This window comes from Rhizobium sp. UBA1881 (assembly GCF_002338015.1).
Classification (GTDB): domain Bacteria; phylum Pseudomonadota; class Alphaproteobacteria; order Rhizobiales; family Rhizobiaceae; genus Rhizobium.
The window spans coordinates 1642-15535 of sequence record NZ_DDHH01000151.1; the positions used below are offsets into that span (position 1 = coordinate 1642).

The following is a 13894-nucleotide window of genomic DNA, read 5'->3' on the forward strand; positions in this document are numbered from 1 at the left end:
CCTTTCAAGCCTGCCCGGCGTCTTGAAGGAACGTCACGATCTGGCGCAGCGCGTGTCGGCAATGGAGAATGACCAGACGCAGTTTCGGACCGAATTGGCCAACATCCTTGGGCAACCAGAGGCCGACATTCATTCAGCCGATGTGCTTGCCGCCGCCAATGCGCTTGTCGAACGCTACAACACCGCCTTGCGCGATCAGCAGCACCGCGCGGACAGACAGGCCACGCTCGAAAAGCTGCAGACTCATCGCGAGGCACTCGACGCGGAGCTTGCCGTTCACAACGCCCGCAAGGCGGAGTTGACGAGCTATTTCGGCGCCGACACGCTGGCGGCTGTCGAAAACTACCTAGAGGCGGCCAAGGAAAGGGACCGGATCGAGAAGCGCATGGCGGAGCTTCGCGAGCAGATTGCGCAGGGGCTGCGCACCAGGACCTTTGAGGATGCTGCAAGGCTGTTATCGGAGACTGACGCTGTAGAGGTCGAACACAGCGCGCTCAATCTTGCCGCCCGTATCGAGGATCTGACGGAGCGCGCGCGGGAGCTTTACGCCGACATGACCCGCGCCAAGGACAAGCTCGATGCCGTGGGCGGCGACGACGCGGTTGCCCGTATCGAGGCGAAGCGGCGCACACTGCTACTCGATATCGAGGCGCTCGCCATCCGCTACCTGACGCTTCGAACCGGCACGCTGGCGGCCGAACAGGCGCTGCATCTCTATCGCGACAAGCATCGCAGCTCGATGATGAACCGTGCTTCACGGGCGTTTCAGACAATCACCGGCGGCAATTACTCTGGCCTCGCGACGCAGCCGGACAAGGACAAGGAGATCCTGATCGGCGTATCGCGCGACGGCGGATCGAAACTCGCAGATTCCATGTCGACCGGAACGCAGTTCCAGCTCTATCTGGCGCTCCGGCTGGCCGGTTACGAGGAGTTCGCAGCCGTTCGGCCGGCCGTACCCTTCGTCGCCGACGATATCATGGAGAGCTTCGACAATCCGCGCTCCGAAGAGGTGTTCCGCCTTCTCGGCGAGATGGCGAAAGTCGGCCAAGTGATCTATCTCACGCACCATCTGCACCTGTGCGAGATCGCCAAATCCGTCGTTCCCCAGGTGAAGATCCACCAGTTGAGCTAAGCGCTCGAGCGTACTGCGGTGCATCTTGCACCACCGCGCTTGACCTCAAGCCTAGTGCTTCCCAGGTATCGTTGAGCCCATCCGAATGGCATGGGCGCAGCAGGAGATAGCACGATGCAGATTACCTATCACGTCGGACAGCACGATGGTGGCTATGGATATCGCCTTGGCGATGTCTGGTCCGAAACATTTCCCACGCATAGCGCAGCACTTGCCGCGGCAAAGGCCGCCGCGAGCCGACAGCATGTCGAAGGCCGCGATGCCGAAATCCAGTATCAGACCGCAGATGGTTCGTGGCATACGGAACATGCCAGCGGCGGCGATCGCCCCGATACAGAGGTTATTGACGATCGCTGAACGCTGGGCGACCTTTCGCCAGAACTTCACCGACACAGGAACATAGAATGGCCACGACACCCCGACGCCCCGTCAATGCAATGGACGCGGCGGAAGCCTTGTTCAGACCCGCCAAGAAGCAGCCGGCCGCTGCCGTCGAGCGGCCGGCAATCCCGAATGCGAAGGAAATGGTGTCGATCAAGATCGACAGCGACGTGCTGGTGTTTTTCCAGGAAGACGGCGCCGGCTGGCAGGAGCGGATCAATGACTGCCTGCGCGCTGCGATGAAGGCTGGCCGCTGATTGCCGGACGAGCGGTGCGCGTTGCCGTGGTGCTAGCCGAGATGCTTGGCAGGGGGCCACGGCGATACGTGCTGCGCGGCAAACTCAGACTAGCGCTCGCCTTCAACGGGGGAATTTGGGCATGAATATGACGTGTACGTAAAAGGAAATATATCGGATCGAATATCCCTTGGTACGGACACTTTCTTATCGAAACGCGCCGATCCGTAGCGATCGGAACCGAAAGCAGCGCTAACGACCTTGACAGCAAAAGCCTTGCGCTCAAAAGCCGAGGCATATGTTTGCTTAAGGTTATCGGCATGAAACTATTCACGTCACTCTCCGCGTTTGTCGGCAAGACATTCGCCCTCTGGGTCATCCTGTTCGCCGTGCTCGGCTTCCTGCTGCCGGATGTGTTCAAGCATGTGACGCCCTATATCGTCACGCTGCTCGGCATCATAATGTTCGGCATGGGCTTGACCATCTCCGTCGATGACTTCCGCGAACTGAGCCACCGCCCGGTCGAGGTCGCGATCGGCGTCGTCGCGCATTTCGTCATCATGCCGGCGCTCGCTCTGCTCTTGACCGTGCTCATCCCGATGCCGCCGGAAGTTGCCGCCGGCGTCATTCTCGTCGGCTGCTGCCCCGGCGGCACATCGAGCAACGTGATGACCTATCTCGCCAAGGGCGACGTAGCGCTGAGCGTCGCCTGCACCAGCGTCACCACCTTGGCAGCTCCGATAGTCACGCCCTTCCTCGTCTGGATGTTCGCAAGCCAATACCTGCCCGTAAACGCCATGGCGATGTTCATGAGCATTCTGCAGGTCATCATCCTGCCACTGGCGCTGGGCTTCCTGGCACAGAAGGTGCTGCCGCGCCTGGTCGAAAAGACCGTGCCTGCCCTGCCGCTCGTAAGCGTCGTCGGTATCGTGCTGATCGTCGCGGCCGTTGTCGGCGCCAGCAAGGGCGCAATAGCGCAGTCCGGCCTTTTGATCTTCGCCGTCGTTGTCCTGCACAACGGCCTCGGGTACCTGCTCGGCTTCTTCGCCGCCAAGGCGTTCGGGCTCAATCTCTACAAGCGCAAGGCGCTGGCCATCGAAGTCGGCATGCAGAACAGTGGCCTTGGCGCCGCGCTCGCTACCGCATATTTCTCGCCGGTGGCAGCCGTGCCCAGCGCCATCTTCAGCGTCTGGCACAATATCTCCGGCGCGCTTCTGGCGAACTACTTCTCCAGTCGGACCGATGACGCCGCGGAAAACAAGCCGCTCGATGCATCCTGATCTCTCACCGCAAACGCCACACAATCGATCGAATGGCCCGCCGAAAGCGGGCCATTTTCATTTTCCGTCACCCGCCCGGCAGGGCCTCACGATAAAATAACCAGTTGGTGAATTGTTTACTTGAACGGCCGGTTCGAATCGTCAAAAGTAAGCGCGCTAACCAATCCCGTCATCGATTTGCCGTCCCTTGCGGACCCGCGCCGATACACCTCTATTTTGGAATGATACCGTGAGCAGCGATGCTTTGAACCGTGTAGCGAAGCCGTCGGCTTCGATGGCAAAGGCGACTGCGGCAGGATGGGGCAAGGGCCTCTCCACGTTGGTCCGCATCACCGTCATGGCCTTACGCCACCCATGGCAGTCCGGCCTTGCGATCGGCGCCACCCTGATCGCCTCTTCGTTCCAGCTGATGATCCCGCGCTTGCTCGGGCACGCGGTGGATCACACCCAGGCGGTCGTCGAGGGCGGCGCTGCCGGCCTTGTCGCCCAGGATGCGCTGCTGACGACCGCCTTGTTGTTGCTCGGCGCCAGCGTCATGCGCGGCGTCTTCACCATGGTGCAGAACTACTACAGCGAAAGCGTCGGCCACCACATGGGCTACGAGCTTCGCATTGCCTGCTACGAAAAGATCCAGCGGCTCTCCTTCAGCTTCCACGACAGCGTGCACTCGGGCGACCTGATCACCATCGGCCTGCTCGATCTGGAAGGCGTGCGCATGTATTTCTCGACGGCGTTGGTGCGCATGGTGCTGCTGACCATGCTGATAGGCATCGGCGCCTACATGCTTCTGTCGACCGACGTGGTGCTCGGCCTCCTGGCGCTGAGCTTCGTTCCCTTCGTCGGCTGGCGCTCATCGGTGACCCAGCTGCGGTTGCGCGCCACATGGTTGGTGCTGCAGGAGCGGCTTTCGGTCCTGACCCGGATTATGGAAGAAAACCTCGGCGGCATTCGCGTCGTCCGCGCCTTCGCATCCCACGCCTATGAGATGTCGAAATTCGAAGCGGCGTCCAAAAGCGCGCTGGAGCTCGCGCATCAACGCGTCGGGATCCGCGTCATCAATACGAGCGCCATGACCTTTTCCTTTTTCGCCGCCATGGGCCTCGTGCTCTGGGTTGGCGGCGGCAAGGTGATATCGGGCGAAATCACGGTCGGGACGCTCGCATCCTTCCTCACCTTCATGACCATCCTGCAGATGCCGGTGCGCCAGCTCGGCCTGATGGTCAACGCCTTCGCCCGCGCTTCGACCTGCGGCACCCGACTGTTCGAGCTGCTCGATCTCGAGATCGCCGTTCGCGATGCGCCAGATGCGAAGGAGATGAAGATCACCGAGGGTACGCTTCGGTTCGAGCATGTAAGCTTCAGCTATCCAAGCACGCCAACACAACAGGCGCTGCGCGGCATCTCCTTCGAGGCGAAACGCGGCGAGACAATCGGCATCGTCGGCCCACCCGGTAGCGGCAAGTCGACGCTCGCGCATCTCATCCCGCGCTTCTACGATGTCACCGGCGGCCGCGTCACAATCGACGGCCAGGATGTCCGCAAGGCGACTCTTCAGTCGTTGCGCCGCTCCGTCTCCATCGTGCAGCAGGATTCTTTCCTGTTCACGACATCGATCGAGAACAATATCGCCTATGGCGACCCATGGGCAAAGGAAAGCCGCATCGCCGGCGCCAGTGAAAGCGCGCAGCTGCACAACTACGTGCTCGGGCTGCCGACGGGCTACGACACCGTCGTTGGCGAACGCGGCGTGTCGCTCTCCGGCGGTCAGCGCCAGCGCCTGTCGATCGCCCGAGCCCTGATGCTGAAGCCCGCGGTGATGGTCTTCGACGATTCCACGGCCGCGATCGATGCCGCGACCGAGCAGCGCATCCGCTCCGCGATGCGCAAATACGCCGCCGACCGGGTAACGATCATCGTCGCCCACCGGCTGAGCTCGCTGATGCATGCGGACCAGATATTGTTCATCGAAGAAGGCGAGATCGTCGAGCGCGGCACACACGAGGAGCTGCTGGCCGCGAACGGGCGCTACAAGGCGCTTTACGATCTGCAGGTGCGTCCCGGCGATGAAGCTGTGAGCGCCTAGGGAGGAAGACATGGCCGAGGAAATGGAAACTGAACGCTCCGACGTTCGCGAGGACGGACGCCGGCCGCCGCGCGCGGTGGTGGGATCGCAGCGCGTCGAAGAGGAGATGTTCGGCAAGGCCTTTGACGGCAACGTCATCAAGCGGATATGGGCCTTCGTTCGACCCTATCGGCGCGACGTCGTGCTTTCGGTCTGCGCGGTGCTGACGTTCACGCTGATGCAGCTGATGATTCCGCTGATTATCCGCTATGCGATCGACCATGGCATGCAGCAGGATGGCAGCCATTCGGCGCTGACATGGGCCGTCGTGGTCTTCCTCGTCGCGATCATGATCAATTACGGGGCGAGCTACGCACAGGAGACTCTTGTCGGCGGCGTGGCGGAGAACGTGCTTTTCGATATTCGCCGGCAGATGTTCTCGCATCTGCAGCGCGTCTCGCTGTCCTTCATGGACAAGACCGAGGTCGGCCGGCTGATGTCGCGCCTGCAGGGCGACGTCAATTCGATGCAGGAATTCCTGGAAACATCGGTTCTCTCGGTCGGCGATATGACGCTGCTCGTCGGTATCGTCGGCGTCATGCTTTATCTCGATCCGAAACTCGGCCTGCTGACGCTTTCGGTTCTGCCGATCCTGTTCATCGTCCGCCTGTTCTGGTTGCCGCTTGCCCGCAAATCCTTCATGGCAGCGCATGAGACCAATTCGGTGGCGAACGGCGCCTTGGCTGAGGCGATCCATGGCGTGCGCGCGGTGCAGAGCATGGACCGGCAGGGCGTCAACTTCACGCTTTACGACGACAAGGCGAAGGCAAACCTTCTGACGCATCTCACCGCAGCGCGTTACGCGCAGGTGATGGTGCCGATCGTCGATTCACTGACGGGCGTCGCCATGGCGCTTGTCATCGTCGTCGGCGGCGCGCGCGTGCTCAACCAGGCGCTGGATGTCGGCGTGCTCGTGGCATTCCTCTTCTACATCCAGCGCTTCTTCGACCCGATCCGTTCTCTTACGCTCCAATACTCCGTCATGCAGCGCGCCATGGCATCCGGCCAGCGGTTGACCGAAGTGCTCGATGTACCGATCGACATCAAGGACGCAGCCGATGCGGTGGTTCTCTCCAAGGACATGGACGGCTCAGTCGAGTTCCGCGACGTGGTCTTCGGATATAATCCGAAGCATCCGGTGCTCAAGGATGTGAGCTTCAAGGTCAACCCGGGCGAAACGGTCGCTCTTGTCGGCCCGACCGGCTCGGGCAAGTCGAGCTGCATGTCGCTGATCCACCGCTTCTATGACGTGCAGCAGGGGCAAGTGCTCGTCGGTGGCCACGATGTCCGCGCGCTTACTCAGGATTCGCTCGGCGACCAGATCGCCATGGTGCTGCAGGAGCCGTTTCTCTTCACCGGAACCGTGTTCGAAAACATCCGTTATCACAAGCACGACGCGACGCGGGAGAAGGTTATCGAAGCAGCCAAGGCAGTCGGCGCGCATGATTTCATCATGCGGCTGCCCGAGGGATACGACAGCATACTGGGCGAGCGCGGCGGCAATCTCTCGCTCGGGCAGCGCCAGCTTCTGTCCTTCGCGCGTGCGCTGGTGGCCGACGCGAAAATCCTGGTGTTGGACGAGGCGACGGCGAATATCGACAGCTATACGGAGATGCTGATCCAGAAGGCGCTGGTCAAATTGCTGGAAGGCCGCACCGGACTGGTGATCGCCCACAGGCTGGCGACCATTCGCGAAGCCGACCGGATCATCGTTCTGCAGAACGGCGAGTTGGTCGAGAGTGGCAGCCACCAGCAGCTCATGGCGAACCGCAAGCTTTACGCGCGGCTATACGACCTCAACTACGCGTCATTTGACGATATTCCGGAAACAGTTCTGGAAGAGACGGCAGCAAGCGGACCGGCGACCTAGCCTTATCGGCGATCCAAACAGAGAAACGATTTCGACACGGAGGATGTTCAATGGATTATCGAAAGCTTGGACCAAGCGGGACAATCGTCGCGCCATACTGCCTGGGAACGATGACCTTCGGCGCGGAGGCCGACGAAGCCACCTCGCACAAGATACTCGACGACTATTTCAAATGGGGCGGCAATTTCATCGACACCGCCGACGTTTATAGCGCCGGCGTTTCGGAAGAGATTATCGGTCGTTGGCTTAAGGAGCGGCCGACCGAGGCCCGCCAGGCGGTGATCGCAACGAAGGGACGGTTTCCGATGGGAAACGGCCCGAATGATATCGGGCTGTCGCGGCGGCATTTGAACGTCGCGCTCGACGACTCGCTTAGACGTCTCGGCGTCGAACACATCGATCTCTACCAGATGCATGCATGGGACGCCCTGACGCCAATCGAGGAGACGCTGCGTTTCCTCGATGATGCCGTCTCCAGCGGCAAGATCGGCTATTACGGCTTTTCCAATTACGTCGGCTGGCATATCGCCAAGGCGGCCGAAATCGCCAAGGCGCGCGGCTACACCCGGCCGGTGACGCTGCAGCCGCAATACAGCCTGCTTGTGCGCGATATCGAACTCGAGGTCGTGCCGGCTTGCCAGGATGCGGGCATGGGCCTGCTGCCTTGGTCGCCTCTCGGCGGCGGCTGGCTGACGGGCAAATACCGCCGTGACCACATGCCGACGGGCGCGACTCGGCTTGGCGAAAATCCGAAGCGCGGCATGGAATCTTACGACCAGCGCAACGCCCAGGAGAGGACTTGGGACATCATCGGCGCAGTGGAAGACATCGCAAAGTCCAAGGGCTGCAGCATGGCGCAAGTGGCGCTCGCCTGGACCGTGGCGCGGCCGGCCGTGACGTCTGTCATCCTTGGCGCCCGCACGACGGAGCAACTGGCGGAGAACCTCGGCGCGGCCAAGATCAGCCTCTCCGACGAGGAGATGCGCCGCCTCACCGAGATCAGCGCGCCGCACCCCTTCGACTATCCCTACGGGGTCGGTGGAACGAACCAGCGCCACCGCAAGCTCGAGGGCGGGCGGTAAATCATTAGTCAGCGGCGGCATATACCGCCGCTGCCTTGTACCTTCAGATACGGACGCCAGTCGCGTCGTCGAACAGATGCACCTGTGCCGGATCGATGGTAACGCCGATCGTCTCGCCGCCGCGGGCCGTGCTGCGGCCCGTTTCAACGATCGTGAGTTCCGGTGTAGTCGCCGCGGTGATGAAGGTTGCCGAACCCGTGGATTCGACGACGTCAACGGGGATGTCGAATGTCCCCTGCCCTGTCGCTGTGATGCCGATATGCTCCGGACGGATGCCGACAGTGACCTTGCGGCCCGGCTGGAGCTGGCGATTGCTCAGCAGCGTGTGCTTGACCGTTCCGAGATCTATCGCCAGGCCGCTTCCGTCCGCCTGCACGAGACCAGGAATGAAATTCATCGCCGGCGAACCGATGAAGCCGGCCACGAACTTGTTGGCCGGCGTGTCGTAGAGCTCGAGCGGCTTGCCCTGCTGCTCGATGACGCCCTCGCGCATGACGACGACGTGGTCAGCCATGGTCATCGCCTCGATCTGGTCATGGGTGACGTAGACCGAGGTCGCGCCGAGCCGATCGTGCAGCGCCCGGATTTCCTTGCGCATGTGAACGCGTAACGCCGCATCGAGGTTCGACAACGGCTCGTCGAACAAGAACGCCTTGGGGTGACGGATGATGGCGCGGCTCATCGCCACGCGCTGCCGCTGACCGCCCGATAATTCCCGCGGATATCGCTTCAGTAGGTTGGAGAGACCGGTGGTCGCCGCCACATCGGCCGCGGCCTTCTTTGCTTCGGCCTTGGCGACACCGCGAATGCGCAGGCTATAGGTCAGGTTTTCCTCGACCGTCATGTGCGGATAAAGCGCGTAGGACTGGAACACCATGGCAACGTCGCGCTTGCGCGGCGGCACGTTGTTCATCAGCTCGCCGGCGATCTTCAGGTCACCTTCGGAGATGCTCTCCAGGCCTGCCAGCGAGCGCAGCAGGGTGGACTTCCCACAGCCCGATGGACCGACGAGCGCCACGAAGCTGCCCTTGGTGATCTCAAGGTTGATGTTCTTCAGCGCATGGAAGGCGCCATAATGCTTGTTGACGCCGCTGAGCTCGATCTGATTGGTCATTTGAGGGCTCCAGAGGTGAGGCCGGATACGATGCGGCGCTGCAAGAGAACGAAGATGGCGAGAACGGGCGTCACATACATCGTGGCGTAGGCCATGATATTGTTCCACTCGCTGGTGTTCGGTCCCATGAAGGAGTTGAGACCGACGCTGGCTGGCTGAAGCTCGGCTTCCTGGATCATCGACTTCGAATAGACGAACTCACCAAAGGCCTGCATGAAGATCAGGATCGCACTGACGAGAATGCCGTTGCGGGCCAGCGGCAGTACGATATTGAAGAAGGCGCCGAAACGGGAGTTGCCGTCGACAAGCGCTGCTTCCTCAAGCTCCATCGGCACGGCCATGAAGGTCGCACGCACCAGGACCACGAAGAACGGCATGCTTTTCGCGGCGATCGCCAGGATCACGGCGAAGCGCGGATAGTCGAGCAAGCCGAATTGCGAGAAGCCCACGAAAATCGGCGTGATCATCAGCGATGCCGGCAGGACCTGAAGCATGAGGATGAGGAACAGGCCGATATCCACCCACATGTTGCGATAGCGCGCCAACACATAAGCACAGCCGACGCCGAGCACCGTGATCAGCGCCACGGAACCGAAGGCGATGACGACAGAGTTCCAGAGATAGCGCCCCATGTTCCGGCTTTCCCACACATAGGTGTAGGTTCCCCATTGCGGTGAGGATGGCCAGAAGCTCGGCGGATTGGCGAACATCTCCGAGCCACTTTTCAGCGCCGTGATATACATCCAGTAGAGCGGAAAGAGATAGATTGCCGCCAGAACGATCGCGATGAAAAGCATCAGGCGGTTGCGGTTGGTATCGCTCATCCGCGCACCTCATGTTTTGTCGACCGGACATAGACGATCGAGGCGAACATCACGAAGACGATCATGATGACGGAGATCGTGGCGCCCTTGCCGAAGTCGTATTGCCGGAAGGACAGGTCCCAGGCCCAGTACTGCGTGACGTTGGACGAATTGTTCGGCCCGCCATCGGTGATGGCCGCGAACAGGTCGAATTGCTGTAGCGTGAAGATCAGACCCAGCGAGACAATGGCACCGATGGTCGAGCGCATCATCGGCAGCGTAATCGTCCAGAAGCGCTGCCAGGCATTGGCGCCGTCGAGTTCGGCTGCTTCATAGAGATCGCCAGGGATGGAAGACAGGCCGACCGAGAGCAGGATCATGTTGAACGACGTGCCAAGCCAGATATTGGCGATGACGACGGCCCAGAGCGAGAAATTGGGGTCCGAGCGCCAGAAGATGTTGGAGCTGATTAACCCGCTTTCGCGCAGGATGAAATTCAAGACGCCGAAGTCGCCCGATAGCACCCAGTTCCAGATCGCGCCGACGACAAGGCCGGGCATGACCCAGGAAACGAGGAACAGACCTCGCAGCCAAGAGGCGCCCGGGAAGTTCACCCAGAAGAACAGCGCCAGGCCGAAGCCAATCAGGAATTGGCCGGCAATGGAGCCGACGACGAACAGCACGGTGTTATAGATGATCGGCAGCGTTTCGGGCTGCTTGAACAGATCGACATAGTTCTTGAAACCGACGAAGGGGCGCACGAAGGTCCCGAGGCTGAACATGTCGACCTCCTGGAAACTCATGACGATGTTATAGACGAGCGGCAGGCCCGCGAGCACGAACAGGAAGATGAGCGGCAGGGTGACAAGCGTGATATCGAACCCGCGGCCATCGGTGATGCTGGAAAATAGCCTCTTCATGGATACCCCTTAAGCTCCGAACGGGGCTGCCTGGCGCTTGCGCGGAAGACAGCCCCTGCCGGGAGGAAACGGTGGGATGGCGAAAACGCCATTGGGGTCGGACAGGCGGAGCGCGTCGCGCACGCTCCGCTTGCCCTGATATGTCACTCTTCGACGGCCTTGATCTTCTCGGCGGCCTGATCAAGCGCATCCTTCGGCGACATCTGGCCGGTCAGTGCGGCCTGGATCGCATCCTGGATTGCCTTGGAGATCTTCGGCCATTCCGGCGACGGACCGCGCGGCTGAGCATATTTCAGCTGCTCGACGAAGGTCTTCAGCGCATCGTCCTTCAGCTTGTTGCCAGTCGGCGGGATGGCGATGTCGGAGCGAGCCGGCAGCTGGCCGAACTTCTGGTACATCGTGTCATCCTTCGAGGCGAAGAACTCGAGCGCCTTGAAGGCTTCCGCCGGATGCTTGGAACTGGAGAAGATCGCCCAGTTGTAATCGCCCATGGCCGAAGACCGCGTCGCGCCTTCTTGCGGAACCGGCAACAGCGCGGTGCCCCAGTCGAACTTGGCGTCCGTCAGCATGCGGTCGATTTCCCACGGACCGGAGATGGCCATGGCCGCATTGCCGGCGTTGAAGGTGGCGGTCGCGTCCCACTGGCTGCGAGTCAGCGTATCAGGAGAAGCAAGCTTCTCGTCCATGATCTGCTTCCAGACCGTCAGCGCCTTGACGGCACCGTCTGCGTTGATCGTCTTGTAGGTCGCACCGCCCATCTGCGCCCAAGGCAGGAACTGGAAGGTGCCTTCCTCGTTGGCCTTTGCCGAGAAGGTCAGGCCGTAGACGTTCTTCGACGGATCGGTAAGCTTCTTGGCGTCCGCAACGAGCTCGTCCCAGGTCTGCGGCGGCTTCTCAGGATCGAGGCCAGCGGCCTTGAACATGTCCTTGTTATAGTAGAGCGCGATCGTGTTCGTCGCCTTCGGCACGCCGTAGAGCTTGCCGTCCCAGGTGGCGGACTTCAGCGGTCCGGGGAAGTAGTTCTCGGGCTTGATCACGGTCGACTTGGCGATCATGTCGGTCAGGTCGAGGAAGGCCTTGCGGGCAGCGAACATCGCGTGGTTCGGGTTGTCGATGGCAATGATATCGGGCGCCTTGCCGGTCGAAAACGCGCGCATCGATTCACTGACGACGTCGTCGAATTGGATCTGGCGATATTCGATCTTGATGCCGTTGTTCTGATCGTTGAATTCCTTGATCAGGTTCGGCGCCGGCTGAATGTCGCGGTCAAGCGACCAGAGGGTCAGGGTGACGTCTTCGGCCTTGGCGGCTAGGCCGAAGAGCGACACGCCCGCCAGCGCAAGTGCGCCGATCATTGCAAATTTACGGATAGCCATGGTTCTCCTCCTTTGTGGTTATCCTAGATCGAAGGCCGGCAATTCCTCCTTGCCGGCCGCGATATCATCAAACCGGATCGACGACGAAGTCGCCGCCCCGGGCATGCTTCAAATGGTTCAGCGCATGAACTTGGCCGGTCATCTCGAGCGCGTCGCGATAAACAGGATCGTGCCAGCCTTCAATGTCGATGGATCCCGACCAGCCGGCGAGGCGCAGTTCCGAAATGATGTCCGTCCAGTTGCTGTCGCCAAAGCCCGGCGTGCGCATGAACACGAACTTCTCCTTACCGAAGATGCCATGCTCCTTGATGACATCCCAGCGGATCGTTGCATCCTTACCGTGAACGTGGAAAATTTTCGACGCCCACTTGCGGATCTGCGGCAGCGGCTCGATCAGATAGACCATCTGATGGCACGGTTCCCATTCGATGCCGATGTTGTCATCAGGCGTCTCGTTGAAGATCAGCTCCCAGGCATCCGGATTGTGCGCGATGTTCCAGTCGCCCGTCTGCCAGTTGCCGTCCATCGCGCAGTTTTCGAAGGCGATCTTCACGCCCTTGTCGGCAGCGCGCTTGGCAAGCTCGCTCCAGATTTCCTTGTAGCGCGGCAGGCTGTCGGTCAGCACCTTGCCACGGATACGGCCGGTAAAGCCGGCGACGCAGGTGGCGCCGAAGTGATGCGCATTGTCGATGCAATCCTTCCAGCCCTGGAGCGTGTCGAGATCGATATCGGTGGTTTCGAGCGGATTGCCAAACATGCCGAGCGTCGAGATGGTGATATCACGGTCGCCGATGGCGTCGACGCAGCGCTTTCCGAGTTCGGCAAGGTTCTGGCCGTTGGTCGTCTGCCAGAAGAAGGGTTCGAAGCTTTCGAAACCCATATCGGCGATCTGGCCGATCCGCTTGTCGGCGCCGCCCTTCGACGCGCTGACCATAGTTCCGATGCGAATGGACTTGGCGGGGTTGCTCACAATCTCAATCCTTATGCTGAAATTTCGATACGCTTGCCGGTCTTGGCGCTTTCGATGGCGCCGAAGACCATGGCGAGGCTTCTGATGTTGTCGGAACTTGCTGTTTCCGGACGCTTGCCCGTCTTGATCGCCTCGACGAAGGCCGCAATCACGCTAGCGTGGCCGTGCGTCTCTTCGTCATGTTCGGGTGCGGGGACCTCGACCGGCGTGAAGCCGTGCAGCAGCCCCGGATCCTGGCCAGCGGTTGCGGCCTTGAAGCCCTCTTCGCCATCCCAGGTCAGCATTCCCTTGGAGCCGACGAGGCGCCACTGGCTTTCCCAGCTCGTACGCTCGCCTTCCGCGCACCAGGAACCGCGATAGGTGAAGACGACATCATCGGCGAATTCGAAGGTCGCATTGGCGGAAGCGCCGTGCCGATACCAGGAACCCTTGGGATTGCGCTCGACGCAGTAAACGGCAAGCGGCTTCTTGTCGGCGACGAAGCGCGCGGCGTCGAAAGTGTGGATCGCCATGTCGAGCAGCAGCACGTTCTGCATCTCTTCGCGGAAACCGCCGAAATGCGGCGCCAGGAAGAAATCGCAATGGATGCCTGTGATATCGCCGAT

The 13894-nt window shown here is 60.9% G+C and carries 13 protein-coding genes; 7 read left to right on the forward strand and 6 right to left on the reverse strand.

Going from position 1 to position 13894, the window contains the following annotated elements:
- The 7 genes from B3605_RS18095 to B3605_RS18125 all read left to right on the forward strand — a co-directional run.
- Positions 1–1135: ATP-binding protein (locus B3605_RS18095; RefSeq protein WP_414706986.1), on the forward strand; the 1135-nt coding region annotated here is incomplete at its 5' end.
- 114 nt (positions 1136–1249) lie between these two features.
- The gene (locus B3605_RS18100) at positions 1250–1492 is read left to right on the forward strand and encodes a DUF2188 domain-containing protein (RefSeq protein WP_112943581.1); all 243 of its coding nucleotides are present in this window, start codon (positions 1250–1252) and stop codon (positions 1490–1492) included.
- Between the two features lie 47 nt (positions 1493–1539).
- Positions 1540–1773 carry a BrnA antitoxin family protein gene (locus B3605_RS18105; protein WP_296435401.1) on the forward strand — a complete coding sequence of 78 codons (234 nt, stop codon included), beginning with the start codon at positions 1540–1542 and terminating at the stop codon, positions 1771–1773.
- Between the two features lie 299 nt (positions 1774–2072).
- On the forward strand, positions 2073–3032 hold the full coding sequence (locus B3605_RS18110; RefSeq protein ID WP_296435403.1) for a bile acid:sodium symporter family protein: 960 nt from the start codon (positions 2073–2075) through the stop codon (positions 3030–3032).
- Positions 3033–3306: 274 nt separating this feature from the next.
- Entirely contained in the window at positions 3307–5115 is a 1809-nt protein-coding gene (locus tag B3605_RS18115) for an ABC transporter ATP-binding protein (protein ID WP_112943579.1), read from the forward strand.
- Between the two features lie 10 nt (positions 5116–5125).
- A complete protein-coding gene (locus B3605_RS18120; protein ID WP_112943578.1) occupies positions 5126–7024 on the forward strand; it encodes an ABC transporter ATP-binding protein in 1899 nt (632 codons plus the stop codon).
- A 50-nt stretch (positions 7025–7074) separates the two neighbouring features.
- Positions 7075–8106, forward strand: a complete 1032-nt coding sequence (locus B3605_RS18125) for an aldo/keto reductase (RefSeq protein WP_112943577.1) — start codon at positions 7075–7077, stop codon at positions 8104–8106.
- A gap of 43 nt (positions 8107–8149) precedes the next feature.
- Here B3605_RS18125 and B3605_RS18130 read toward each other — a convergent pair whose 3' ends face one another.
- The 6 genes from B3605_RS18130 to B3605_RS18155 form a co-directional block, all read right to left on the reverse strand.
- Positions 8150–9220, reverse strand: a complete 1071-nt coding sequence (locus B3605_RS18130; RefSeq protein WP_296435407.1) for an ABC transporter ATP-binding protein — start codon at positions 9218–9220, stop codon at positions 8150–8152.
- Positions 9217–10044, reverse strand: coding sequence for a carbohydrate ABC transporter permease (locus B3605_RS18135; protein ID WP_112818745.1), 828 nt, complete (start codon positions 10042–10044; stop codon positions 9217–9219). Before B3605_RS18135 ends, B3605_RS18130 begins: the two co-directional genes overlap by 4 nt.
- Positions 10041–10943 (reverse strand): carbohydrate ABC transporter permease, encoded by a 903-nt coding sequence (locus B3605_RS18140; protein WP_018896481.1) that lies wholly within the window; start codon positions 10941–10943, stop codon positions 10041–10043. Before B3605_RS18140 ends, B3605_RS18135 begins: the two co-directional genes overlap by 4 nt.
- 143 nt (positions 10944–11086) lie before the next feature.
- A complete protein-coding gene (locus B3605_RS18145) occupies positions 11087–12319 on the reverse strand; it encodes an ABC transporter substrate-binding protein (protein WP_112943576.1) in 1233 nt (410 codons plus the stop codon).
- 67 nt (positions 12320–12386) lie between these two features.
- Positions 12387–13289 carry a sugar phosphate isomerase/epimerase family protein gene (locus B3605_RS18150; RefSeq protein WP_018896483.1) on the reverse strand — a complete coding sequence of 301 codons (903 nt, stop codon included), beginning with the start codon at positions 13287–13289 and terminating at the stop codon, positions 12387–12389.
- An 11-nt stretch (positions 13290–13300) separates the two neighbouring features.
- Positions 13301–13894, reverse strand: a 594-nt coding sequence (locus B3605_RS18155; protein ID WP_296435414.1) for a Gfo/Idh/MocA family protein, incomplete at its 5' end; no start/stop codon positions are given.